This is a genomic window from Porticoccus sp. GXU_MW_L64 (genome assembly GCF_052983295.1).
In genome coordinates this window covers 113,116-139,234 of record NZ_JBRKJK010000001.1, presented here as the reverse complement: position 1 = coordinate 139,234, position 26,119 = coordinate 113,116, and the positions used below count along the sequence as shown (strand labels likewise).

At 52.9% G+C, this 26,119-nt stretch carries 18 protein-coding genes; 7 read left to right on the top strand and 11 right to left on the bottom strand.

The window, feature by feature from the left end:
• Position 1: 1 nt before the first annotated feature.
• Positions 2–829, top strand: coding sequence for an NADPH-dependent 7-cyano-7-deazaguanine reductase QueF (gene queF / locus ACVBEJ_RS00675; protein WP_447127664.1), 828 nt, complete (start codon positions 2–4; stop codon positions 827–829).
• A gap of 69 nt (positions 830–898) precedes the next feature.
• Here the strand turns inward: queF and ACVBEJ_RS00670 are convergent, their stop codons facing one another.
• Positions 899–2,269 carry an adenylate/guanylate cyclase domain-containing protein gene (locus ACVBEJ_RS00670; RefSeq protein WP_447127663.1) on the bottom strand — a complete coding sequence of 457 codons (1,371 nt, stop codon included), beginning with the start codon at positions 2,267–2,269 and terminating at the stop codon, positions 899–901.
• 257 nt (positions 2,270–2,526) lie between these two features.
• Between ACVBEJ_RS00670 and ACVBEJ_RS00665 the strand changes: the two genes are divergently transcribed.
• Entirely contained in the window at positions 2,527–3,030 is a 504-nt protein-coding gene (locus ACVBEJ_RS00665; RefSeq protein ID WP_447127662.1) for a cytochrome P460 family protein, read from the top strand.
• A gap of 409 nt (positions 3,031–3,439) precedes the next feature.
• Here the strand turns inward: ACVBEJ_RS00665 and ACVBEJ_RS00660 are convergent, their stop codons facing one another.
• From ACVBEJ_RS00660 to ACVBEJ_RS00645, 4 genes are all read right to left on the bottom strand, one after another.
• Complete coding sequence (locus ACVBEJ_RS00660; RefSeq protein ID WP_447127661.1) at positions 3,440–4,297, bottom strand: phytanoyl-CoA dioxygenase family protein; 858 nt, start codon at positions 4,295–4,297, stop codon at positions 3,440–3,442.
• Positions 4,298–4,588: 291 nt separating this feature from the next.
• On the bottom strand, positions 4,589–6,370 hold the full coding sequence (locus tag ACVBEJ_RS00655) for an arylsulfatase (protein WP_447127660.1): 1,782 nt from the start codon (positions 6,368–6,370) through the stop codon (positions 4,589–4,591).
• A gap of 3 nt (positions 6,371–6,373) precedes the next feature.
• Positions 6,374–7,639, bottom strand: coding sequence for an NRAMP family divalent metal transporter (locus ACVBEJ_RS00650; RefSeq protein ID WP_447127659.1), 1,266 nt, complete (start codon positions 7,637–7,639; stop codon positions 6,374–6,376).
• A gap of 3 nt (positions 7,640–7,642) precedes the next feature.
• Positions 7,643–9,454 (bottom strand): FAD-dependent oxidoreductase, encoded by a 1,812-nt coding sequence (locus ACVBEJ_RS00645; protein WP_447127894.1) that lies wholly within the window; start codon positions 9,452–9,454, stop codon positions 7,643–7,645.
• Positions 9,455–9,635: 181 nt separating this feature from the next.
• Between ACVBEJ_RS00645 and ACVBEJ_RS00640 the strand changes: the two genes are divergently transcribed.
• The 4 genes from ACVBEJ_RS00640 to ACVBEJ_RS00625 all read left to right on the top strand — a co-directional run bounded on the left by ACVBEJ_RS00640 (position 9,636) and on the right by ACVBEJ_RS00625 (position 17,150).
• Positions 9,636–10,862: an alpha-hydroxy acid oxidase gene (locus tag ACVBEJ_RS00640; protein WP_447127658.1), complete on the top strand. Its 1,227-nt coding sequence runs from the start codon at positions 9,636–9,638 to the stop codon at positions 10,860–10,862.
• 43 nt (positions 10,863–10,905) lie between these two features.
• The gene (locus ACVBEJ_RS00635) at positions 10,906–12,561 is read left to right on the top strand and encodes an arylsulfatase (protein ID WP_447127657.1); all 1,656 of its coding nucleotides are present in this window, start codon (positions 10,906–10,908) and stop codon (positions 12,559–12,561) included.
• Complete coding sequence (locus ACVBEJ_RS00630) at positions 12,561–14,462, top strand: NAD(P)-binding protein (RefSeq protein ID WP_447127656.1); 1,902 nt, start codon at positions 12,561–12,563, stop codon at positions 14,460–14,462. Before ACVBEJ_RS00635 ends, ACVBEJ_RS00630 begins: the two co-directional genes overlap by 1 nt.
• Positions 14,463–14,819: 357 nt before the next feature.
• Positions 14,820–17,150 carry a TonB-dependent receptor gene (locus ACVBEJ_RS00625; protein ID WP_447127655.1) on the top strand — a complete coding sequence of 777 codons (2,331 nt, stop codon included), beginning with the start codon at positions 14,820–14,822 and terminating at the stop codon, positions 17,148–17,150.
• Positions 17,151–17,638: 488 nt separating this feature from the next.
• On the opposite strand, the gene ACVBEJ_RS00620 is transcribed toward ACVBEJ_RS00625, so the two are convergent.
• From ACVBEJ_RS00620 to ACVBEJ_RS00600, 5 genes are read right to left on the bottom strand one after another with little or no spacing between them, the layout of a single operon-like run.
• Positions 17,639–19,135 carry an aldehyde dehydrogenase family protein gene (locus tag ACVBEJ_RS00620; protein ID WP_447127654.1) on the bottom strand — a complete coding sequence of 499 codons (1,497 nt, stop codon included), beginning with the start codon at positions 19,133–19,135 and terminating at the stop codon, positions 17,639–17,641.
• A 15-nt stretch (positions 19,136–19,150) separates the two neighbouring features.
• Positions 19,151–19,858 carry an HAD-IA family hydrolase gene (locus tag ACVBEJ_RS00615; RefSeq protein ID WP_447127653.1) on the bottom strand — a complete coding sequence of 236 codons (708 nt, stop codon included), beginning with the start codon at positions 19,856–19,858 and terminating at the stop codon, positions 19,151–19,153.
• Positions 19,848–20,723: a hypothetical protein gene (locus ACVBEJ_RS00610; RefSeq protein ID WP_447127652.1), complete on the bottom strand. Its 876-nt coding sequence runs from the start codon at positions 20,721–20,723 to the stop codon at positions 19,848–19,850. Before ACVBEJ_RS00610 ends, ACVBEJ_RS00615 begins: the two co-directional genes overlap by 11 nt.
• A gap of 9 nt (positions 20,724–20,732) precedes the next feature.
• Positions 20,733–22,337: a thiamine pyrophosphate-dependent enzyme gene (locus ACVBEJ_RS00605; protein WP_447127651.1), complete on the bottom strand. Its 1,605-nt coding sequence runs from the start codon at positions 22,335–22,337 to the stop codon at positions 20,733–20,735.
• A gap of 36 nt (positions 22,338–22,373) precedes the next feature.
• Complete coding sequence (locus ACVBEJ_RS00600; protein ID WP_447127650.1) at positions 22,374–23,453, bottom strand: pyridoxal phosphate-dependent aminotransferase; 1,080 nt, start codon at positions 23,451–23,453, stop codon at positions 22,374–22,376.
• Between the two features lie 350 nt (positions 23,454–23,803).
• On the opposite strand from ACVBEJ_RS00600, the gene ACVBEJ_RS00595 reads away from it, so the two are divergent.
• Positions 23,804–24,325, top strand: a complete 522-nt coding sequence (locus ACVBEJ_RS00595) for a helix-turn-helix transcriptional regulator (RefSeq protein ID WP_447127649.1) — start codon at positions 23,804–23,806, stop codon at positions 24,323–24,325.
• Between the two features lie 281 nt (positions 24,326–24,606).
• Here the strand turns inward: ACVBEJ_RS00595 and ACVBEJ_RS00590 are convergent, their stop codons facing one another.
• Entirely contained in the window at positions 24,607–25,893 is a 1,287-nt protein-coding gene (locus ACVBEJ_RS00590; protein WP_447127648.1) for an amidohydrolase family protein, read from the bottom strand.
• Positions 25,894–26,119: the final 226 nt, after the last annotated feature.

Below are 26,119 nucleotides of genomic sequence, written 5' to 3'. Positions count from 1 at the left end.
TATGGAAGAGCTGCATTTAGGCAAACACAGTGAATACCCGGACCAATACGATGCCGGGTTGCTGACGCCAATCCCCCGCAGCCTGGGGCGCGAAGCGCTGGAACTGTCTGGCGAACTGCCCTTTGTCGGGGCCGATTTGTGGACAGGGTACGAGCTGTCCTGGCTCGATGCACAGGGCAAACCGCAAGTGGCGATAGCGGAGTTTACCGTGCCCGCCGATAGTGAAGCGTTGATTGAATCCAAATCCTTCAAACTGTATTTAAACTCCTACAACCAGTCTGCCTTTGAACGCTGGAGCGATGTCAGCCAACGCCTGGAAGGTGACCTCAGCCAGTGCGCCGGCGGCCCGGTGTTGGTGCAACTGTATACCTTGGCGAATTATCAAAAGCAGGGCGTTCAGGAATTGCCAGGGGAGTGCATCGATACGCTGGATGTAGCCATCGACTGCTACCACCCAGCCCCCGGATTACTGGACGTAACCAGCGGCGGCGAAACTAACGTTGGAAAAGTCAGTGAAACCTTGCACAGCCATTTGCTAAAAACCAACTGCCCGGTTACTGGCCAACCGGATTGGGCCAGCGTAATGATTCGCTACCGAGGGCGGCAGATTTCCCGTGAAGGCTTGCTGAAATACATTGTTTCCTTCCGTCAACATCAGGACTTTCACGAGCAGTGTGTGGAGCGGATATTCAGCGATATTCTCAGCCACTGTGGGCCGGAAGAACTGGATGTGTATGCTCGTTATACGCGCAGGGGCGGGCTGGACATTAACCCCTGGCGGAGTACCTCAACGGCTGTGCCGGGAAGTTTTCGGTTGGTCAGGCAGTAGAAGTAGCGACGAGCATTGGTAGGCTGTTGCCCTCCGGCGGCTCGTAGCCAGAGGTCCGCCGCCCGCAGCTTATAACCCCTCATTTTCCAACCGAGCCATCGCCTCTTTTAGCGATTTCATAATCCGACTTTTCTCATAATTATTAATCTTGTCGGTATCGATATACATGGAAAACCCATCGGCGGCGTGTTCGAAGTAGGCCTGGTCTTTGCCCAGATTTTTGCGGGTATCGATGGCGGAGTACACCTTCACCGGTTGTTGGTAGCCTTTGACGGTAATGTCGCCTTTGTCCTGGCACATCACCGTATCTTTTACCAGGGCATAGGTGGCGTGGCTGATTAAAATCTCTCCCGGTTGTGCGGAGGATTCCAGGCGGCTGGCCAGGTTCACTTCAGTGCCCAGCAGGGTGTAGTCCAAACGGTTTTCGGTGCCGAAATTACCCACAGTACAAAAGCCGGTGTTGATGCCCATGCGGATTTCCATGGGTTTTTGAATACCCTGGTTGGCCCAGCGCAGTTGCAGTTCGCGCATGTGTTTTTTCATGGCGATGGCCATGGAAACGCAAGCCAGGCAATCGTCTTTGGCGCCGCGGGTGCTGGGGTCGCCAAAAAACACCATCATGCCGTCGCCCATAAACTTGTCGATGGTGCCGCCAAATTTCAGGGCAATATCGGACATTTCTGTCAGGTAGTTGTTGAGCAGCCCGGTCAGGGCTTCCGGTTCCATTTCTTCCGCCAGTTCACTGAAGCCGCGAATATCGGAAAAGAACACGGTCAGCTTTTTGCGCTGGGTTTCCAGGCGCACTTCCTTGCCGGAAAGAATTTCTTTGCGCAGGGCAGGGGACAGGTATTTCGACAGCTTGTAGGAACGCAGTTTGTTTTGCAGCAACTCGTGTTCCACTTTTTTCAGGTGGCGCATTAACAGGCGGGATTCGGTGTGACTGTAGGTGCCGTAAATGCACAGATAAGTGCCCAGGGTTAGCAAGCTGGCAATACTTGTGGTGAAGGTGACTTCCGGGGAAAAACTGGCCTGTTGCACAATCAGCAGCAGGGCGGCACCAATCAACAAAGAGATAAAACTTTCCAGCATGCGCACCGCGCCGCCCAAAATGGCACTGTTGTGCAACGTCAGCAGGGCGAACAGGGCGCCGGGCAACAGGGAGAAATCGCTGTAGGAGATAAAGGCCCCCACAAGAATGGCGTCCACATAGCCCAGCAGATGAGAGCACTGGGGGCGCTTTTCTTCCTTTACTGCGCTGGTGACAAAATGAGCGACCAGAATGTACAACAGCACAGCAACAGCGACCAGACTGAACGCCACGCCGGTAAACAGCTTGGGCAATAGTAAAAAATGGCACACCGCAGACAGACCGATCAACACCCGAAAAATGCCCTGATGGTGGTTGTTGCTGATAAATTTTCGGCTGCCGGTTTCTGTCATTATTGGTATCCAAACCGTTGTGGGATAAGTTGCCTATTACAAGGCCTGATGGCCGAAAAGTCCATATGTAATAAGAACCTGTCAGTCATTCTGCGGAGCTGCACTGTTTGCGACGACTTTCTTCGTGCCGACACAACAGATGAATATAACCGTCAAGGCCGACAAAGGATTCGCGTGTAGAATGACTACACAAAACTTTTTGAACCTCTCAAGCTATAAAATATCTACGTACTCCAACTGCTAAGGAAGATAATACTATGAGATTACTTGTTGGATTTTTGTTCTTTACGTGTATTTCACCGCTCACACTGGCGGAGGGCCGCGTTGCCTTACCCGTTGATTATCAAAAAAACTTCACCGAATACCTGTCACTGGACAGGGTGCAAAATCCTGATCAAGTTATGCGCATCTATGCCAATGATATCGCTATGCAGGGAACCGATGAAAATGGTTTGTTAGCCAATGGGTCTGTTGTTATTGGCGAGGTCTACTCGGCCAAGAAAAACTCCGATGGCACTGTGAAAATCAGTTCATTAGGTCGCAGAATTGAAGATCAACTGCTTTTAGTCGCAGTTATGGAGAAGCAGGCGGAGTTCGGACAGAAGCCAGGTTCGGTGATTAAAACCGGCGATTGGGACTTCGCGGCATTTACTCCTGATGGAGATGTGGCAAAGAAAAACCTCAATGAATGCCGTGCTTGTCATGCACCATTGCAGTCTTTGGATTACCTTTTTTCCACAGAGCATTTGCCGGAGATGTAACAGGCGAGGGAGGAAGTAGGGCGGAGCCTGTAAGTCTTTGATATTTGTGCGCCCTGTGGATGTCGCTATATTCCGGTATTCCTTACAGATTGATTGGGTCTGGTATCGCTGGTGGATAATTACCAGAGATTATTAAACCGGCAACCTTATAGGTTGCGTTTAATAATGCGGCACAGGGATGTGCCGCCGCTGGCGCAGCCAGCGCGAGCTCAATAAAATCAAGCACTTCCGCGCAAGTGCGTTACTTTCTTTTATGTGAAAGTTATTGAGCGCGCAATACAAAAGGCAGGACGCCTTTTGTATTGCCGGGTTAATAATACGTTTCGCATGAACCGCCGTACACGGAACCGTACGTACGGTGGCTTGGGAGCACGGCGGGGGCAACCCCGCCTTCTACCCGATATGAATGTTAAGCGTAATCCATAGAACCGTTGGCTGAATAACGGGGCCAAATTTTCGGAAACACCTTATCGTCGTGGGCTAGTTGCCCGGGTTCTACGCTCACATCTTTTTGTTGAACCGTTGGGTCGGTTCCGGGAGAGGGCTGCCAGATGGCATCATCTCCCAGCCAACGTGTGGATATGGCTGCGCGCATGTGAGTATTGGACTGGTTGCCCTGGGCACCGTGTAGCGTCCAGGCGGAAAACAGCAGTGCGTCACCGGGTTTTACGTTCCAGCTAACAATGTCAAAAGCGGAGCGGTTTTTTTCAATGTCCGGGGTTTCTTCGCCATCGCCGGATTCCTGCCACTTGGAATTGGGATTGTTCTCGGAAGTGTTAAAAGACGTGGGTGCGAATACCTTGTTAGTGGCGTGGGAACCGCGTACAAACTCAAGGGCACTTTGCTCTACCGTGGTTTCCGTCAGCGCCACCCAAATGGAGCAAATCTGTTTGCCGTCGAATGGCCAGTAGGGTGCGTCCTGGTGCCAGGGTGTGCTGTTGGGGGTGTTGGGTTGTTTGACCAGTATGTGGTCGAAATAGAAGCGGGCGCTGGCGCTTTCCATCGCCTCCGCAGCAGCTTGTGCCAGCGGTGTTTCGTGGATGTAAGCGTTGATTTCCGGGTTTTTTTGCCATTGATAGCGGTCGGTAAACATGCGCCCCTCACCGCCATCGCGTCCACTGTCGTTGGCCCAGTTACTGGGCTTGTTCATTTGATGTTTCACTACAGCTAACATGCGTTCTACCCACTCTGAGCTTATCAGTCCGGGCAAAAATACAACGCCATTGTTTTTGTATTCGCTGATTTGACTTTGGTTCAGTATCGACATGCTGTATTACCTTGTTGGGGCCTGTTCACACTAATTGAATCGTCTCTGCTGGGAGCCATTTTTTCGCCCAGCACCTAAAGTAGGCGCTTGAATCCTAACTATTTCCTGAATCCGTGACTCCAGAGCGGCGCATAACGCAAGCTTTTGATTCCACAGCGTTTCAACTTTCTTAATCAAAAATGTATCCACTTAACCGATGGGTGAAGCTAAGATTTTTTAATTCCGCTATGAAACCAATATCTTACGCTCTGCATCCACTCTGAAATCACGGATTCAGGTATTTTAAATAGTTTATTCAGATTCTTTTAGCTGGGTATGCGCCTGACGTTGGTAGTAAAGGGTACTGTTGGTGAAACCAATTTTGACCTCATCAACCGGAATGACGCCGTTCGCCTCAACATAGTTGCGCCAGTGTTCCTGCATCTCCCGGGCGATCTCGGGGTGCTTTTCAATCAGGTTGTTTGCCTCTGCCGGGTCTTCGGCCAGATTAAACAGCTCCCATTCATTGCTGCCCCAGGGTGGGTTTTGCAGCAGCAGTTTCCAGTCCCCTTTGCGAACCGCGCGGCGGCCAAATAACTCCCAGCCCATGACATGGTCGGCAGGGTGAACGCCATCGCTTCTATTGGTCAGGAAGGCCAGCATGGATTCTCCCTGAAGCGGCAACACTTCGCGGCCTTTGTATTGTTCCCCCGGATGCGTGCTTTGGGCAAGTTCGAGCAAGGTCGGGGCGATATCAAGCACTGACGCAAACCGGGCTGATTGCTGGTTGGGTTTTATGTGGCCAGGGTAGACCGCAATGGCGGGGGTGGTAATACCGCCCTCTGCGACAAAACCCTTATAGATGCGGAAGGGCGTCGCGCTCACTCTGGCCCAGCCGGGGCCGTAGGCGACATAGGAACCCGGACGACCCATGTTGTCCAGGCTGTTATCGAAGTTTTCCGCTATCCAGGCAGCGTTGCCCTTGAGGTCGCGGGGGTCGTTACCTTCGGCGCCGTTATCGGACAGGAACAGGATAAAGGTGTTGTCGTACTGCCCGGTCTCTTTAAGGTAATCAATCAGTCGGCCAATATGGTGATCCATGGCATCAACCATGGCGGCGTACACCTGCATCTTGCGTGACTCGCTGGCTTTCATGGCTGCGGAAAGCCCGTCCCAGCCAGACCACACCGCTTCGCCGGGGTGCGGGGTGACCTGGTCGCTGAGAATGCCCAGTTGTTTCATGCGTTTGAGGCGCTGCTGTTGAATGGCATCGTAGCCCGCGTGGTAGACATCGGCGTATTTCTCAATGAATTCATCGGGCGCGTGCAGGGGCCAGTGGGGTGCAGTGTAGGCGGCGTAGGCAAAAAAGGGTTTGCCGTCAGCGCGGTTGCTTTCGATGTTGTCAATCAGGCGGTCAGTAAAGAAGGTGGATGAGTAATAGTCCTGCGGCAATTCAAAGGGTTCGCCGTTGTAGAGAAAATTGGACCTTGGTGATTTTACGATCACACCGGTATTGTCAAAGTGGCCGGAGCCGCCTTCGAGAATATAGAGCGCTTCATCAAAGCCGCGGTTTTCCGGCAGGCTGTCGCGCCAGGGCTTCAGTTCAGCGGCACTGTAGTCCGCCAGGCGATGAATGTTAGGGGGCGGTCGTTTGGCCAGATGCCATTTGCCCGCCATATAGGTGTGGTAGCCGCTGTCCTGCAGCAGGGAGGCAATGGTCACCACAGACTGGTTCAAATGAGTTTCGTAGCCGGGCTTGCCTTCCTGCTCGGGAGTGCCCAGGTTGAACATGGTACCGAATCCGGCGCGGTGGTTGTCGTTGCCGGAAAGCAGCATGGCGCGGGTGGGTGAGCAGGTGGGGGCGACGTGAAAGTTGGTCATCAATTTGCCCGCCCTGGCCAGGCTGTCCAGGTTGGGTGTGCTGATTTCGCTGCCCATGATGCCCAGGTCGGAGTAACCCAGGTCATCGGCCAGAATCAGCAGGATATTGGGGCGCTGGCTGACAGGCTGTTTGTTGTCTTCAGGTTGCTCGGAACTCTTTTGTTCACAGGCGCTGACCAGGGCAAGGATTATCAGGAAAGAGATTCTAAGCATGCATCACCTTATAAAAACAAGATAACAATAGGCCAGACCCGCCAGGGTCATCAGCATGATCCCCGCCTGGCTCCATAGCCTGATGCCAGTGCCAAGGGCCAGGCGGCCCTGGAGTTCCGGGTCAAACACGGCCTTGTGGTTCAGCCAGGCGATCAGGGGGCCAACAATAAACACTATAGCGGACACCAGGTCGATAAAGGTTTTGAAGGATTCCAGGAATGCCGCCAGTACCCCAATAGCGGCAATGGCCAATAGCACAATAACCAGATCATACACCCGTACCCCGGCGATTTTTTCCACCTGCTGTGAGGACAACTCCTTAACGATAGCCGCCGCGATTCTGGGCGAGCCATCGAGCAGGGTCAGCATGGTAGAGAGCATCACGGCTATGGCAGCGGCGGCGACAAAGGGGTAAACCCAGGCGCCGGTGGTTTCGGTAAAGAGGTTAATGACCTGGCTGGCAAACCCCTGTGCGCCCGCCGCAGGAGCCACGCCATTACTGTGCATGACAGCGCTACCCAAGAGCATAAAACACAGCGCCAACACCAGGGTGGTGAAGAAGCCGAGGTTAAAATCGAAGCGGGTTTGCCGGGGGTTGATGGGTTGCCCACTGTTGCGGTTCTTGGTTTCGGTCCAGAGCGATTGCAGCACGGATGAGTCCAGCGGTGCGGGCATAAAACCACCCATAATGACAATAAACATCAGGGTGGCGGCGTTTAATTCCGGCCAGGCAAAGGCGCCCCAGGACCACTGAATGCGACCAATAACCAGCAGCGAGGCGGCCAGAATCAGCAGGGTAAAAAGGGGTACCACCAGCTTGAGCAGTTTCTCCAGCAAGGCGTAACGGCCAGAAATCAATAGTCCAGTGCAGCCCGCCAGCAGCAGACTAACCATGCCGATGTCGCTGAGGCCAACCCCGAGCACCGATTTTGTCAGCCCCGCCGTGAGCAGACTGACAGCGGCGACCACGAAAACCATGGAGGTCGCCTGGGCCAGGATATAGAGCCAGATCGCCCAGCGCCCGGTTTTGCGATAGCTGTGGATCAGGCTCTTGCCGGTCGCGGCGGCATATTCACTGCCAAAACGAATGCCCGGGTATTTGATCAGGCAGGCGAGGATAATAATGCTGCCCATGGACAGCCCGTACAGGGCGCCGGCGCGGGTCGCCTGTACCAGGTGGGATACACCCACCGCAGCGGCGGCGAAAAGGATGCCCGGACCTATGGCGGCCAGCTTTTGCTGCAATGAAAGTGATGTATTCTTATTCACTGGTTAATCCCCTCCACCATGGCAAACGGCACAGGCCTGGATTTTCGATTGCTCACGCCATTGGTGGCCGTCTGCCCGGTAGGGGTACAGCTCTGCGTGGCATGCCTGGCACGGCAGGTTGCGTTGTTGCACCAGGGTATGTACATAGCCAAAGTGCTCATAACCCTGGTGATGAGCAGCCATCTGTTGGTCCAGCGCATGACAATCCAGGCACGCTCCTGACTGACTGGTTGTCGGGTGGATGGAGAAATGGCTAGCTGGGCGTTGCGGTTCCGGGACGGTACTGGTGAGAGTATTTGCAAGTGTTCTGCCTGCCACTCTGCCGGTGACGATAGAGGGGCCGAGAAAAGTGCCTTCCAGCCCGGCTTTGCCGTTTATACCGGCGAAGCCGGAAGCCTCACCAACCGCATACAAGCCGGGAATGGGCTGATCGTTATGATCCAGTACCCGGGTTTTGTCGTCCACCTTGACGCCACCCATACTTTTGCGGGACAGGGGGTAGAGGCGCACGGCGTAGTAAGGCGGTTTTTCCAGGCGCCTGGGTGTGCCACAGTTGCCGTCATTCCCCTGTTTGCCGGTTTTGCCAAAACGACCCTGGTCGGGGTCTACGCCACTGGCCACCAGATTGTTGTAATGGGCAACGGTTTGTACAAGTGAGTCGGCAGGTATCCGGGTCAGTTGTGCCAATTCTTCAAGGCTATCGGCAATCTTGACCAGTTCAGAGTTTCCGTAAATCTCGCTTTCCAGCCGTTCCGGTGTCCAGCCCGGACCGGAAATGGTCATATTGGGCTTGTTGGTGCTGTCGAACACCGACCAGTAGCGCTGCCCGGGTTGTTGCAGCAGGCGGGGCAGGCTGTGTTTGGCGCTCTGGCATTCATTGGCAAAACGCTCGCCATTGTCATTGACCCAGATATCGAAGCGGGGCTTTCCGGGCTTGGCAAAAAAGCTGAGCCCCCGGTCCGTTCCGGGAAAACCGGGGTTGGGCATACCGGTGACGTAATTCCATTGATGGTCCATACGGTGTAGTTTGGCGCCCACTTCGGTAGCCAGATCAAGGCCACTGCCCATGGAGTGCACACCGGACCCCGCCAGTATCCGCGTTGGCTTGGTAATCGCCCCTGGCCAGTTATCCAGCACCCGTTGCAGGTTGCTTTGAAATCCCCCGGTGGCAATCACCACGGCGCTGGCGCGCAGTTGCTGCTGATTTCCCGACCGGGTTTGAGTGGTGCTGATGCCGGTAATCCGGCCGTCTTCCACCAGTAATTGATCGGCTCGCGTGTTCCAGAGAAAGGCAATCTTTTCATGGCTGAGCGCCTCCTGGTAAATACGGGTGACCAGATTCAGGCCAAAACCTTCCGGTACATGAACCCTGGGTACAGAATTACCCGCTGGTTGCGCAACGGTGAAGAAGTTTACCCCCAGGCCCGTGACCCAATCGTAAATGTCGACTTTGGCATGGTTAACGTAATAGTCTACCCAGTGCTGGTCCGGGTCTTCGCCCCAGCGGATAAAGTCCTGGCGCGCCAGCTCTATGGAATCCTCGATGCCCCGCTCGGCCTGCATGGGACTGTTGGGGATATTCAGCACCCCGGCGGCAACCACCGCATGACCGCCAAACACCGAGCCCATGTCCGCGACCAACACGCTGAGATCGGCTTCAGCGGCTTCAATGGCGGCGCTTAAACCGGAGATGCCGGCGCCAATAACGATGACATCAGCCTGTTGGCTTGGGGGAGGGGGGGCAGGAGGTTTTGAACAGCCTGGCAGTATGACTGCGAGAAGTAGTGGAATTGAACGAATGGCGCGATGAACCAACAGCTTTATCCTCAATTGGATTTCCGGTAGACCCTGAGTATTGAGCGCTACTGTATATCGATTTGTCGGGATAGGGATAATATAAAAAAGTGTATTTCACAATACGAAACCGGGCTCTCGAATTATTTACAGCTTGGTGAGCAATGTGTATTGCATGGGCTCTTGTGTGGAGGAACGGAAAGTGAGCAACTCCGAGAAAAACAGGCAGGAGCAACGGCGTAAACTGCTGAAGTATTTTGCAGCTAGCCCACTGGCGCTTGCCGGTGTGTTGAGCCCCTGGTCTTCCAGACTGTTAGCGGACGATACACGCCTGGAGGCAATGAACTCATCCTATGGCGAGCTTGATAAATTGATCAAGTCGGTCAATGAGGCGGTCAATGTCTTCGACTTCGAAAAGGTGGCTAAGGCCACTTTGCCCCCCGCCCACTATGGCTATGTGGCAACCGGGGTAGATGACAACAGAACTTTGCAAGCCAATCGCGCGGCTTTTTCAACTATTCAGCTCAGAGCCCGGCGCATGGTCGATATTAGCCGATTCAACATGTCGGTTGAGTTGTTTGGAAAAAAGTGGCCTTCCCCAATAGCGCTCGCGCCTGTGAGTAGCCAGGCCAGTATGCATCCCCTGGGGGACATCGCGACCGGGCAAAGTTGCGGTAAAACCCAAACGCTGCAAATTCACTCCTCCTTTGCTTCCAAATCCATTGAACAGGTGTCTCAGGCCGCCGGAACGCCACCCTGGTTTCAGCTTTATGCGGCCGACAGCTGGGATACCACAATGAAAATGGTTCGCCGTGCGGAGGCAGCGGGGTGTGAGGTAATGGTGTTAACCATTGATATGTATGGGGGCTCTAACAGGGAAACGCTTAAACGGTTTATCAACGCAGACAACCGGGATTGTCAGGCTTGTCACACCAAAGGGCATTTCGAAAAGCCGATGACAGCGGGAATGAATTATCAGATCGCAAATAGCTTGACCTGGGCCTATGTCAGACGGCTGAAAGATTCGACGAAGATGAAGCTGATCCTGAAGGGCGTGGTAACAGGTGAAGATGCGTTACTGGCTATTAAAAACGGCGCCGACGGTATTATCGTGTCAAACCATGGTGGGCGTGCCGCGGAAACCGGGCGGGCGACCATTGATTCCCTGCCCGAAGTCATTGCTGCAGTAAAAGGAAAAGTCCCCGTCTTGATCGACAGCGGATTTCGGCGCGGAACAGATATTTTTAAAGCGCTGGCACTGGGGGCGGACGCGGTCTGTATCGGCCGGCCCTATTTGTGGGGCTTGGCCGCCTTTGGCGCAGAGGGTGTAGAAGGCGTTATAGGATTATTACGAAAAGAACTGGAATTGATTATGAAGAAAACCGGGGCGGTAACCCTGGATCAAATTGACTCAGATTGCCTGGTTTGAATAATTTTCCAGAACTGTAGTAATACAGAAAGGGCTGTTGGTTATGAAAAACAGATTTACCATCACTTTGTTTTTTCTTTTCGTCGCTGCCTGCACGGGCGGTACTCCTGATGTGCAGGAGCAGGAAGACAAGCGCCCAAATATTCTGCTTATAGTCGCCGATGATCTGGGCTACAGCGATCTGGGCGCTTATGGCAGCGAAATAGACACGTCGAACCTGGACCAGCTGGCGCAGCGGGGCGTGCGTTTAACCCAGTTTTACGCGACTCCGGCCTGCTCGACCACTCGGGCTTCTTTGTTAACGGGTACCGACTATCACCTGACCGGGTTGGGCTCCCTGGCCTCAGTATTGGCCCCAAATCAGAAGAATCAACCTGGCTATGAAGGCTATTTAAACGACGGCGTGGTAACGCTGCCGGAGTTGATGCGGGAAGCGGGTTATTCAACCTATATGTCAGGCAAGTGGCATCTGGGCAAGGCCGAGTCATCAGTTCCCGCCAGTCGAGGTTTTGATACATCCTTTGCCATGATCACGGGCACGGGTAACCATTTTGATATATCCAGCGCTCTCGGTCCCGGGAAAAACCATTTTCAGGAAAACGGCAAAATTCTTGAGGAGTTGCCAGCGGGCTATTACTCAACGCGAACCTTTACCGACAAACTGATACAGCAAATTGATGCGGGCAAGGCAGCAGGCAAACCCTTTTTTGCCTACCTGACTTACTCCGCACCGCACTGGCCCCTGCAGGCGCCGGAAAGTTCCATTGCCAAATATCGGGGTCGCTACGACCAGGGTTTTGCCAGCATTCAGGCCGAGCGTTTTTCACGGCAAAAACAGTTGGGACTTATCTCCGAAGAAGTGGAGTATTTTCCATCAGCAACAGCCCGTGAAACCTGGGCGGGCCTGAACGCGGAAGAACGCAAGGTGGAAACCCGCAGGATGGAAATCTATGCGGCCATGGTGGATGACATCGACAAACAGGTCGGTCGCTTGATCGCCCACCTGAAAGAGATTGGCCAGTATGACAACACCTATATTGTTTTCATGTCGGATAATGGCCCGGAAGGTCGTGATATTGGCCGCATCAGAATCAAAGGGGAAACCCTCGACGAATGGATCACCAGCACCCGCGATAACAGCTATGACAATATGGGTAAGGCGGATTCTTACCTGTGGACCGGGCCGCACTGGGCCTGGGCGAGTGCGGCGCCGCTGCATGGTATAAAGGTGCATACCCACGAGGGTGGCATCAGAGTGCCGGCTTTCGTCAGCCACCCCGGGCTACCCCGAGATACCATTACCGCCCTTGCCACCATCAAGGATATTGTGCCGACCTTTCTTGAACTTGCCGACGCCAGCCATCCCGGGCAGTACTATCAGGGCAGGGAGATTCATCCACTACAGGGGCGCTCGTTGCTGCCCCTGCTGCGGGGCGAAGCAGAATCCGTACACGACTCCGACCATGTCACCGGCTGGGAGTTTTTAGGCCGGCGCGCATTGCGCAAAGGCGACTGGAAACTGGTATCGCCACAACGTTCCGGTGATCCAAAATGGCAGTTGTTCAATATTGCCAATGACCCCACCGAACTCAATGATCTGGCCAAAGAACAACCTCAGATACTTCAGAAAATGGTCGTTGCCTGGGAAAAATACGCAATGGACAACAATATCATTCTGCCTGAGATGGAGAAGCCCTGATGAAGTTTACCCGAAGAGATTTTATCAATGGTGTTGTGGCCGGTTCTGGCGCTGCCCTGTTGTCAGCCCGGGCACCTCGCGTCATGGCGGAGTCGTTGTCAGACAAAAGGAGCAATGACTGGTACGGTTATGGCGGTGTTGGTGACTACGCTGATTCCCATGGTAATACCCCGGAGGTTGTCAATGCCGCACATGATATAAGGGATGGCAAGTACTTGGGGCTGCCGGAAAATATCCCCGCCACGGAAGAACATGATCTGGTTATTGTCGGCGGAGGAATGGCCGGGCTGGGTGCGGCATGGCATTTTAAAAAGCACGCCAGGGCTGGCCAGACCTGTCTGATGCTGGAAAACCATCCGATATTTGGTGGCGAGTCGAAAGAAAACGAGTTTGATATGGATGGTCTGCGCCTGATTGCGCCGCAAGGCGCCAATGGCTTTTTTGTTCCTCCGCCAGCAAGTGACCCGGAAAAGGCAAGTGGGGATTCCCGCTATTACGCCGAGTTTAACATTCCTCGTGATTTGCCTTATCGCAAGATGGGCGCTGACCTGAAGCATTTGAAATTTTGTCAGGACAATTTTGATTTTATTCACCCCGGCTCAGAGGAAAATTTCAGCATGGGGTATTTTTTCGCTGCGGATGCTGGAGCGCGCTGGGCTAATAATATCTGGCAGAATGATTTAATAAATGCCCCTATGTTGGACCCGCGCCGCAAAGATCTGCTGTCCTGGAAGCGAAGTCGAGCTGATATTGCATCGGATGACGAAACCAGAGCATGGCTGGATAGCATGTCCTATCAGCAGTATCTTGAGAAAGAGTTTAATCTGGGGCCTGAAGGTGCCAGATATTCTGACGCATTTATGAGTGCAGCCTTTGGCCTGGGCAGCGACTCGGTTTCCGCCTATGTCGCCAGGATGGTTCGCATGCCTGGCATGATTTCGGAGCAGGAATATAAAGAGGGCGTAGCAGGGGCCAAGACCCGTAAACGCAATTCTTTCCCCGGAGGGAATTCAGGTTTTGCCCGATATTTTATAAAAAACATAAAGCCCGAGGTTATTGCCGGAAGCTACAATTTTGATGACATCATTACCGGTGCCATCAATTTCGACGCTCTGGACAAGGCTGGAGACGCCATAAGAATTCGCTGTCACTCCACGGTGGTCAGCGTGAAGCACGAGGGTGCGCCCGGTGAGGCTTCTAGTGTCAAGGTGGTTTATACCCGTCATGGAAAACTCCATTGCGCTCGCGCCAAAGGCGTTGTTATGGCGTCGGGCGGCTGGGTTAACAGGCATATCGTTAAAGATTTACCTGATCGTTTCAGTGCGGCCTACAGCCAGTTTCACCACGCGCCCATGTTGATTGCGAACGTGGCGCTGACGAATTGGCGTTTTCTTTACAAATTGGGAATAACGGGTGCCCGCTGGGAGGAAGGGTTCGGCGATGCCTGCAATATCCGGCCACCCATGCTGGTGGGCCGTCATCAGCCACCCCTGGACCCGGATAAGCCAATCGTCCTGACCTTCTATGTTCATTTTGGCTCTCCCGGTTTGTCGGTACAGGCTCAGTGTCTCAAAGGCAGGATGTCCCTGTTCTTTACCAGCTATGCCGACTATGAACGCCAGATTCTTGATCAGATGACCAGGTTGTTTGGTGCACACGGATTTAACGCGAAAAAGGATGTGCGTGGCATTATTCTCAATCGCTGGGGGCATGCCTATGTCGTGCCAACCCCCGGCTTTTTCTTCGATACGGCACAAGGCAAGGCGCCTAGACATATCATCAAGGAAGGCTATGGGCGGATCGCATTCGGACATTCTGAACTGGAAGGTTTTCAGCATTGGGGGCCAGCCGCGGATCAAGGCAGGCGGGCGGTTGAGCAGTTGTTGGCAAGGGTGCTATAAAGCGTGAAAAAAGCGGCTCGACACCCTCTGGGAGATGAGAGCTGTCTGGCAAAAATACGCGGGGACAACAATATCATTTTACCTGAGATGGTGAAGCCCTGATGAAGTTTACCCGAAGGTGTTTTATTCCCGGTGTAGTGGCGATGGCAAGCGTCAAATAGGGTATGGCTTATAACCCTGTCGTTTAGAGATAACTTTTTGGCGCAAAATGTCATGTCTCTTTGATTATTATCTTGTGCTTAATAATAAAAAAATCATTTGAAGCAGGGGCGTAAAGTTGTTGCATTGTGTGTGAGATTACGCCAACTAATTATCAAGCTGTTCTACATAAATGAAGCCAAAGAGAGGGTAGTCACCATGAGATTGAAAAAGAAAAAATTGTCACCGCTGTTTACTGCAATGGCCGCTTCAGGATTGATAGCGCAACCGGTAATAGGTGCTGAAGTTTTGGAAGAAATTACCGTTACTGCATCCAAACGTGCAGAAAGCGTGCAGAGCATTCCAGAGGCAATTTCAGCGGTATCCCAGGATTCTTTGCGTAACGCTGGCATCAATAATTTGTCTGATTACGCATTTAAAGTTCCTGGTTTGGCAATTTCCAATCAGGGTAACGGTCGCAGCCAGTTAAATATTCGCGGCATCAACTCAGGGGAAGTGCGTCGGGATAATATTCGCGCCTCTGAAACAGTTGGTGTGTACTTCGATGAAATTCCGATTTCTGCGGTTCTGTATAATCCGGATCTGGAACCATTTGACTTGCAGCGCCTGGAAGTTTTGCGCGGCCCACAGGGTACGCTCTACGGTTCCGGTTCCCTGGCGGGGACCATACGTCTGATTTCAAACGCACCGGATATGGAAAACCTCGAAGGCCTGATAGATGTCGGTTCTTCCACAGTAAGTCACGGGGATACCGGCCACTCATTACGAGGCATGATCAATATTCCTCTGGTGGAGGACAAGCTGGCCGCCCGAATTGTTGCCTACGATACGGAACAAGCGGGCTGGATTGACAACCTTGCGCCGGGACCGGGGCAGGGTGAAGATGTGAACTATACTGAAAGAGATGGTTTTCGCGTTGCCTTGTCGTGGCAGCCAACGGACGAATTAAATGCCAAGCTCACCTACATCAGCCAATCGACTTTTTCCGATGGTACGCCCAACGACAACCTGGAAGCAGTGGGTACCCAACGCCTGGTAACAGTGGGTGCTTTGCAACCGGACCAAACATTTGACTCCAGCGGTGAGTATGAACAGTGGAAGTTTCTCGATCAGTTCTACAACGACGATGTGGATATTTACAACGTTACCGTAAACTACGATTTTGAGAACTTCCAACTGACATCTTCCACTAGCTACATCGACCGCGACATTCGCGTTTTTGTGGATATTTCCAGCAATAACCTGGGGGGAGGTTTCTTCCCTGGTGGTCAAGGTACGCCAGTTCTGGGTATTGGTCTGGACGACAACAAAGCGGTGACCAATTTCAGCCAGGAATTACGCTTCACTTCCACCGACGACAGTGATTTGCAATGGATTGGTGGAATTTACTACAGCAAGCAGGAAGTAGACTATTTTCAGATTCTGCCGGTTTTTGACCCGGCTGGTTTGGCGCTTACAGATTTATTCCAGTTTGGCGCCAACCCGGGCAACCTTTTACAAACTGAGGCTCAGTCTGACGTTGATCAGGTTGCACTGTTCGGTGAAACGAAATACCAGTTTACCGACAAACTTTCTGCCACAGTGGGCATACGCTATTTCGATACCGATCAGAGTTTCGCTGTACGCTCCTCTGGTCGACTCAACGGCGGTGTTAGCCTACCTCCAGTACGGGAGCCGTCGGAAGACGGTATCAACCCGAAATTTCTGGTGAGTTACGAAGCCAATGAAGATGTGTTGATCTCCCTGCAAGCTGCCCGTGGCTTCCGTCTTGGCGGTGGTCAAAGTAATGTGCCCCTGGTGACAGCTGGTCCGGATAACGACTGTCCAGGAGATTTGGCTCGGCTTGGTGTGCCATTTAATCCAGAAGGTTTCGATTCCGAAAGCCTGTGGAATTATGAACTGGGTTTAAAATCCAGCTGGGCTGAAAACAGAGTTGTTTTTAACGCCTCCCTGTTCTACATCGATTATCAGGATTTGCAAATTACCACCCGTCTTGGTTGTGGCTCCAGCTTTACAACCAATGCCGGCGGTGCTGAAAGCAAAGGTGTTGAGTTTGAGTTCCGTGCACTGGCAACAGATACACTGCAAGTCAGTTTCGGTGGTTCTTATACCGATGCGGAATTCACCGAGGATTTGCCGTCTCAGGAAGCGGTAAGTGGTGACAGATTGATCTTTGTTCCCGAATGGAAGCTCAATGCCGCACTGGATTATAACCAGCCATTGAGCGAGGCAATGAATTTGTATGGCAACCTGAGCGTGCAATACACCGACGAAATCGAGTCTTATTTTGACGGCAACCAAAATCACCCGGCGCGTATCGACAGTGTGCTGGATTCTTACAGCACAACCAACTTGCGTATTGGGGTACAAACAGACAAATGGGATGTGGCGCTGTTTGCAAATAACCTGTTTGACAAGTTTGCGCTGGTTCGCCTGGATTCCATCAACCCCAACGGTCCTGGTGGTTGGGTGACCGGCGCTACCATTCGCCCGAGAACAGTTGGCTTAAACGCCCGTTATAAGTTTTAAATACATGGCTTGTTGACAGCCATTAAGGGCGGCAGAGTTTTAGAGGCTCTGCCGCCTTTTTTGTTTGAGCTTCCAATAGCGTATGCGAATACCCATGCCTGCGCGCACTGTTATCAGGACAACCACCCAAACTGTCATTGCAAGCGAAGCCGTAGGGTGGATTAGTCGCGAAGCGGCGTAATCCACCAATCATCGGTCAGAATTAGCAGCCAAACTATTAACCCGGCAATACAGAAGGCGTCCTGCCTTTTGTATTGCGCGCTCAATAACTTTTACATAAAAGAAAGTAACGCACTTGCGCGGAAGTGATTGATTTTATTGAGCTTGCGCTGGCTTCGCCAGCGGCGGCACATCCCTGTGCCGCATTATTAAACGCAACCTATAAGGTTGCCGGTTTAATATCATGTGGTGGATTACGCTTTCAGCTAATCCACCCTACGGTTTATTCAAGATCATTGATATCCGCAACTCATTAAATCTTTGAGTATTCAGGCTTTGATATTAATCCAGGCCGATTTGTAGTTTATGTACTTGTCAAAGGCATGCAGGGAGCGGTCGTAGCCGTTGCCGGATTGCTTGACACCACCTAAAGGCATGGTGGTATCTGCACCGGTGTGGCAGTTGACTTGAACAATGCCGGTATGAATCGCGGCGATGGCGCGGTGAGCGCGGGACAGATTAGACGTCCACACAGCACCGGACAGGCCGTAATCGGTTTCGTTGGCGTAGGCAAACACTTCTTTTTCGCTGTTGAACGAGCGGGCCGCCAATACAGGGCCAAAGATTTCCTGTTGCACCACATCCATTTCGCTGTTGACGTCAGCAAACAGGGTTGGCTGGTGGTAAAAACCGCCGCTTTCAACGTGTATTTGTTGGCCGCCAGTGACCAGGCGCGCGCCCTGTTGCTGGGCTTTGACCACAGCCCCCTTGGTTTTTGCCAGTTGCGCGCGGTTGGCCAGAGAGCCTGTGGTATTGCTGACATCCAGTGGGTCACCCACTCGCAGAGCCTCGGTGTGCCTGGCAACGGCTTTGATAAAGTCATCATAGACAGGTTGCTCCACAAACAGGCGGGAAGCGGATACGCACACTTGGCCGGAGTTGCGGAAGATGGACTGCACCGCGCCTTTGGCGGCAGCATCCAGGTCGGGGGCGTCGGCAAAAACGATGTTGGGGCTTTTACCACCCAATTCCAAATACACGCGTTTCATGTTGGAACGGGCGGCGTACTCCAGCAACTTGCGGCCAACAATACCGGAACCGGTAAAGGCCATTACATCCACATCCATGTGCAGGCCCAGGGCCTCGCCCACCACGGCACCTTCGCCAGTGACCACGTTCAGTACGCCGGGAGGCATTCCTGCATCTACCGCTAACCGGGCCACTGCCAATAGCGACAGAGAGGCATCTTCCGAGGGTTTGAGCACTACGCTGTTGCCCGCTGCCAGTGCCGGTGCCAGCTTCCAGGCGCCGATCATCACCGGGAAGTTCCAGGGTACGATCACCCCGACAACGCCAACGGGTTCGTGATGTATCAGCGACAGCACATCGCTGGGCGTGGTGGTGATTTCGCCACACATTTTGTCGATGGCTTCGGCGTAAAAGCGAATCACATCGGCGGCGGTTTTCGGCTCGCCTTTTAACGCCATAGCGATTTCGGTGCCGTTATCGCGCACTCCCAGAACTGCCAGCTTCAAGGCGTTGGCATCTATCAGCTCGGCCCATTTGAGCATGATTTTCTTGCGTTCCACCGGTGCCATTTTTGACCAGACACCGGAATCAAAGGCATTGCGAGCGGCTTTTACGGCATCATCGATGTCCGCACTGTCAGAGGCGGCTATGGTGGTCAGCACCTGGCCGTCAATGGGGCTGACAGTATCCATCTGGCGTCCGGATCGCGCCGCTACCTCGCGGTTGTTGATCAGGTTGTGTTGTGCCGGCACCTGTCGGGCGCGCAGGGCATCAATCTCTGCTTGATTCAAGCTCATGGTAATTCCTTGTGCTCAACGGCGAACAACCGGTTCGCGTTCTTCAAATGCATGGTCAATGCCCAATCTTTGCAGGGCGTCGTTGAATGCCTGTTGCGGGCTGCGTACGTCCAGGTGTATCGACGGCATGCCTACCTTGTTGCCACCGACAACATTACGCATCTGGTCATCGATAAATACACAATCAGCGGCCTCCAGGCCCAGTTGCTCTATACAGGCATGGTAGGCTCTCGGATCGGGCTTGAGGATACGGGTGTAGGTGGCGTCTACAATGACGTCAAAGTCCTGTAAAAAGGTCAGGTTTTCACGCAGGTCGGCGCCAAAAAACAGGTCCAGTTCATTGGAGAGAATGGCGAGCTTTTTACCGGCGTCTTTTACCGCTTTGATTAATGCGGGAATTTCCGGGCGAATGATGTCGTTGACAATTTTCCCCCGGGCGCGAGACACAAACTGTTGCATCTCGGTCCAGGTTTCACCCACCAGTGCACCCACTTCTTTGGTGCGGGTGAGCCAGTAATCGCGTTCGCTAATTTCGTCCCGCTGCATGGACGACCAGAGTTCGTCAGCATCCGGGTCGAATGGCCCCAGCCAGTTCAGTGACCGTGGCGGCAGCCCCAGCTCGCGCTCGCTGAGTTCGTGGGTTTCAAACATGGTCAGTGTTACCACGCTGCCAAAGTCCAGCACCAGTGCTTGCGCCGGTTTTTGAGAGTTATCAGACGTCATACCAACGCTCCACAGATTGATTCAGGCTTTCCGCAGTGTAGCGGGCTTCCAGGGCAGCAAAAACGTCAACAACCTCATCGAGGCTGGCAGCAATTTCATGGGTTTCAACGCCGATGTCGTATACCGAACCGTTTGCTGGGTAAATTTCGTCCACGTCCAGCACATCACAGTTGCGGTGTTGCAGTAAATGGCTGAACACATCGGCGTAGATTTTTGCGCTGTAGGGTACGGGGCTTTCGTTACACGGCTCGGCAATACCTAAATCCACGGCCAACTGCCGTGCCGTCTCCCAGTTTTCCTGCACCACATTGATGGGTGCATCGCGTGCTTCTTTTTCGTGTTTCGGTTTGGCGATGGACGCTGCACGGGCGCTTTCTATGCGCTCGCGCACCTGAGCTGAAGGCACGGGCACAAAAAAAGTGACCTGTGGCCCGGCCAGCAGAGATTCCACTGCATCGTCGCCACTCTGTACCAACTCTACAAAGCGGTTGCCAACGATGGGCACCTCGCCAATCAACAGGTCGTTGTTGCCGGGGTGTGCAGTGTGCCAGCGGGCTATGCCGTCCCGCGCCCAAAGCCCCACGGCTTTGCGAATGCCGGCGTGAGTAAAGCCATCAATTTCCGGGTACTTCTGCAGGGATTCGGGAGTTTCGAAGGCTTCTCGTGATATATCCCACTGCATCAGGTGAACGCGGCGACCGGCGTTGGCGGCCATTAAGGTTTGTTGTTGCAAAAACAGGGATTTTCCCACCCCCGGCAAGCCGGAAAAGAAAATGCAGCGCTGGGTTTTGGCGGCCTGCGCCATGCGCTGGCCGATGCCCCTGCCTGTGGGGATGATGGCTTTATCATCCAGGTTGGTGTTCATTTGGTCTCCTTAGCGGAATTGGTCAACGCTGGGCATGTCGCCCACGGGTACTTCGATGACGGTGGGAACGTCCACTTCTTTACCGCGCTGAACGGCGTTGCGCAGCTCGTCAAAATTGTTGGCACGTATTGCCTGAGCACCGAAGGAGTCTGCCATTTTAACAAAGTCCGGATTGTGCAGGTCAGTAGCAATCACTCGCCCATCGTAGTCATTTTTTTGCATCTGCTGAACATTGCCGTACATGTTGTTGTTAAACAGAATGGTAATTAATGGAATTTTGTGCTGAACCGCAGTCGCCAACTCCTGTACGCCGAACATAAAGCCGCCGTCGCCGGTAACAGAAATCACCGGCACATCCGGGCGGCCTACCTTCACACCCAGGGCCGTGGGGAATCCGTAGCCCAGGGTGCCCATATAGCCGGTGGATATGTAGGTTCGGGGTTTATACACCGGGTAGGCGATGCGGCTGGCAAAGCCCACTTGAGTGAGCTCATCGACAAAAATACCGTCTTCACCCAATTCCTCGCGAATTAATTTCAGGTAACTCATCTGTGGTTCCAGCACCGCTGAGCGTTCTCGCCAGGCATGGCGTACGGCTTCCAATTCATCGCGGCGGGACTCGCGCTTGCGGTTGTGGCTTTGCAATTGGTTGCGCAGTACTGGCAGAGCGTCTTCAGCTCGGGCGGTAATGGCAATTTCCGGGGCGGAAAATTTCTCGTGGGAAACAGGGTCCACATCAATACGGTAAACCGGTGGTTGGTATTTTTTCGACCATTTGCCCATGGGTACGCGCATATTGGTGCCAATGGCCAGCACAGCGTCCGCTTTCATCCACAGTTCTTTGGCTGCGGGCTGGTGCAGGGACAGATAACTGCGGGCATCCATAACCCCCATGCCAGTGCGGTAGCCAACCACTGGCGCTTGCAGCATTTCGGCAATGGCTCGCACTTGCTCAGAGGCATCCTGGGCGCCGCTGCCAACAAAAATCATCGGTGCCGATGCGTTGCCCAGTTTTTTGGCCATTGCCAGCAGGCTTTCTTCGTCCACCGGCGGGCGGTAGGCGCTGCCTGCACCCTGTTCAAGATCAACCAACTGTTTGGCGGCCAACACATCCATGGGAATTTCCAGACCCACCGGGCGCGGGCGGCCAGATTCCATTTGCAGCCACGCCTGGCGCAATTTGCCTGGCACATCGGCAGGACTGTTGGCGCGGCCTACCCATTTGGTCAGTGCGCCGATAATTTCCTGCTGGTTGTTGATCTCGTGCAATACGCCGAGGTCGCGACCAATGGCTTTGGTGGGAATTTGCCCGGTCAGGCACAACAGTTTGGCATTGAGGCCATAGGCGGTTGCCATGGCAGCGGTGGCATTGAGCAAGCCAGGGCCGGGCACTACGTTGAATACGGTGCGCTCGCCAGTGGCCAGAGCATGGCCAAGGCCCATGTAAGCGGCGCCTTGTTCGTGACGGGTGTGGATAATGCGAAAGTCATCCTGGTGGTCATAGAACGCGTTGTACAGCCAGTCATTTTGTACGCCTGGCAGACCAAAAATCGTTTTTACTCCAAGGGATTTAAGGGTTTTTACAGTGGCTTCGCCACCTGTTAACTGTTGCATTGCGTTATCCTGCAGGTTGGTATTCAGTAAGGTGTTTTAAACCAGTTCGGCCAGTACAGAAAGGAACCTGGCATTCTCTTGTGGGGTACCAATGGATACGCGGATGTGGTTTGGCAGGAAAAAAGCCGGCCGTACCATCACCCCCTTTGTCACCAGCTTGGCGGCCATTTCGTCTGCTGTCGTCCCTGCGGGGCATTCGTACATCACAAGATTTGCCTGGCTTGGCGCCACTTTCAAGCCGAGAGCTTCAATGCCTTCGGTCAGTTTCGGTCGCTCTGCAGTATTGTTTTCGACGGTTTTGCGAATGTGGGCCTCGTCTTTCAGAGCGGCGATGGCTGCTTCCATGCTGGCGGCATTGAGATGGAAACTACGCTTTTTGGCGTCTATTTTCTCTACCAGCTCCGGTGCTCCGTAGCCGTAGCCAATGCGCAGCCCGGCAAGGCCATAGGCTTTGGAAAAGCTGTGAATCACCACCAGATTGCGGCCATCAAGTACGCGCTGTTTTACATTGGGTAATTCAAAATCAGTGGCGTACTGGAAATACACTTCGTCGTACAGCACTGTGACATGTTCCGGCAGACCATCAAGTACGGCGTCCAATACATCATCACCAAAATAGGTGCCGGTGGGATTGTTGGGGTTGCACAGGTACACCAGGCGAGTGTCGTCTGTTACCGCTTTCAGAATGCCATCCACATCCACATCGAAGTCGTCACCAATCAGGGGGACCCGGTCTATATTGGCACCTTTTTTATTCAGTGAGGAAATATAGGCCCCAAAACACGGGGGCGTGACAATGGCGCGTTGGCCAGATTGAATCAGGGTATCTTCTACCATACTGATAGCTTCTACACCGCCGTTACCGGAAAAGAAATGCTCTGGGGTAAGGCCATTGCCGTGAAATTCTGCCAGCGCCTTTTTGAGTTTTTTGTCGTTGCGCGGCGGGTAGATGTTGCCGGCATCCACTGCCTTGCGTGCGGCTTCAACAGCCAGCGGTGAGGGGCCGAAAGGATTTTCGTTTGACGACAGCTTAACAATGGGTTGGTCTCCCGCCAGATTGCGGACCTCCTCTTTGGACAACCCGGGCTTATATTCACTAGCACTCGTTTTTGCCATTATTTCTGTTCCTCAGGTTGAGTTGGCATCAAATTTGTTAAACAGTAGTATGTGTGGCCAGTATAGTTGCAGTCTTTTCTTTGTATGCCCCCTATTACAGGTGACAAAAATATATGTCGTTGGAAAAACAGTTGACCGAGGAGGGGTCTGCCCGCTTTCTCGATAGCCTTGCTACCTGTATGTGGCACGCAGGAAAAGAGGACTTTAATGAGCAGTTTTTGTCCGTTATTGAAGAGGTCATACACGCAGACCAGTGTATGATTTATTCGTACAGAAACGGCACGCCATGCTGTTACTTGTCGTACAACGCCCGAAACAGCAATCGGATTCGCGTGTTGGCCGGGGAATATATGCAGTCTGGTTACAAGCAAGACCCCATACTGCCCTACATAAAAAAAGCCTCTGACAACAATGGTTTTTATATTCTCGACCATAGAAAGCTGGAAGCCGATATGGACAGGGATTACCGCAAAAAATATTTTATTGAACCGGGCCTTGTGGACAGTATTTCTCTGGTTGCCAAAAACCACAACGAGCTATTGTTGGTCAGCTTTTACCGTTTTTCTGAAAGCGGATTATTTTCCCGAAGTGACAAAGACTTGCGAAGCGCTTTTTGGAAGATTATTGCTGAAGTCCTGTTGCTGCACTATACCCACAGAGACAGCCAGAATCTGAAAACTCCTTTGGGTTCTTTGTCTGCCCGGGAACGGGACGTTTGTGAAGGCATTTTGCAGGGGCTGACTACAGAGGCCATCGCGTGCAAGTTGGATATTGCCGCATCCAGTGTGACCACCTATCGAAGGCGCTCCTACCAAAAGCTGGGCATCAACTCAAAAACAGCGCTGTTCACCCTGTGTCAACAGGCTTGCTGAATATCGGGTACTTCTAAAAATAGTGTACTGCTGTCCCATAAACTTTAAGTTTTCATCCCTGAATCACAGGAAAAATAAGGCCGTCAAAGAGTTTGGGTTCGCAGCAGACATGAATTGGGTATTGCTTGCTGTGACGCGCCGTAAACCCATCCATGGGGGCTCGAGGTCAGCATCCTTGCTGACCACGGTCACATCAAGCAATACCCAATTCATGTTGTTCGAGTTTGTGGGACAGCAATGAAAATAGTGCATTTTTAGAAGTGCCCTATCGGGATTTCCCTCTACTCACTGGAAGTACGTTGCAGTTCAACGCCCGCTCGCCAGACCCTGGCAATGTCGCGTGTTGCGCGAATGTCTGTTATCGGGTCACCTCGCACCAACACCAGATCGGCCACAAGCCCTTTTTTAATGCGCCCGCGGTCTGTCAGAGCAAAAGTATCGGCAGCGTCTGCGGTGGCTGCCTGCAATACTTGCTCTGGGGTCAAGCCGGTGAACGTGAAAAGCTCCAACAATCGATGAAAACTGGCACCGTGAACAATGCGGGGGTTGTAGACAAATGCATCGCTGCCCATAAGCAGTTTTACGTCAGCTTCCATCAGGCTGCGTACGCCGGCAAACCCCCGCTCGCTACTCAGCCCCCTGGGTGGGGTAAAAGAGATGATTTTTCCGAGTTGCTTGCGTGAAAGCTCGGAGAGATAAGGGTACACCGCAGGATCGGCCAGCAATTGTTTCGGCCCCTCGCCAAGTATGCCGTCGACAACGGCCAGGCTTGGCATTACAAAAACACCTGCATCGGCAATTTTACGCGCCAGCTCTGGTCTGGCTCCGGCGTCGCGCCAGTGGTGCACCAGGCCGTCTACGCCGGCCTCTAGCGCAAGTAGCACATCGGTATCATTTTCGATATGTGCCAATATCAGCAAATTTCTGTTTTTGCCCGCCTTCACAACAGCCCTGACGCGCTGCTCATCCAGAGTCGGAGTGTTTTTTGCCTGATGACGGACACCGTTGATGACCAGCTTAAGGTAATCGGCGCCATTATCTACAAGGCTTTGGACGAGCTCATCCGCCTGTTCGGGGTGCTCCAAAGTTGGAATCGTTATACCGTACTCGGTCCCATGGCCCCCTGGAGCAGTAATAAAAGCACCAGAAGATCGAAAATCGGCCAGGTTTTTTTGCTCCATCGCTGCATGGCGCAAAGCGGATTCGTGCTCTGGAAAAGTGCCCATGTCCAAAATCGTGGTAACACCAAACATCAGTGCATCAGCCAATTGCTGAACGGACTCTGTGTGTGTATGAGCATCAATAAAACCGGGCAGTAATGTATGTCCCTGACCGTCTATAATGGCTAATCCCTGCCCGAGCCACTTTTGCTCTGAAATGGATGGGCTCAGCTCTGTGATATAACCATCCCGTACGACAACATCCATTGCCCCCAGGCTGGATTCACCGTCAAATACCTGCGCACCTGAAACAACAAATGAACTGTGGGTTTTCTGGCTAGGAGGTTGCTCACTACATGCTGCCAGAAAAATCAACAGCAATAATGCAGGGTAAACTGTCTTCAACATAATCCATACAATCCAGTGATTTCGTGTTTCCAGAATAATGGGAAATCTTGGCTGCAGTTACCCGATCATCTGACCTGTTGGTTAATTGGGTCAAGCAGGTATAGCGTGAACGGAGAACGGCGTCTGGCGAATCTTAACCTACAGCCAGTCATTAGCGGCTATAGTTTGAGAGGGTGGCGCCTAATGACATTTTTTTGTCGTAAAAAGACTACCGTGTTTCACTAGT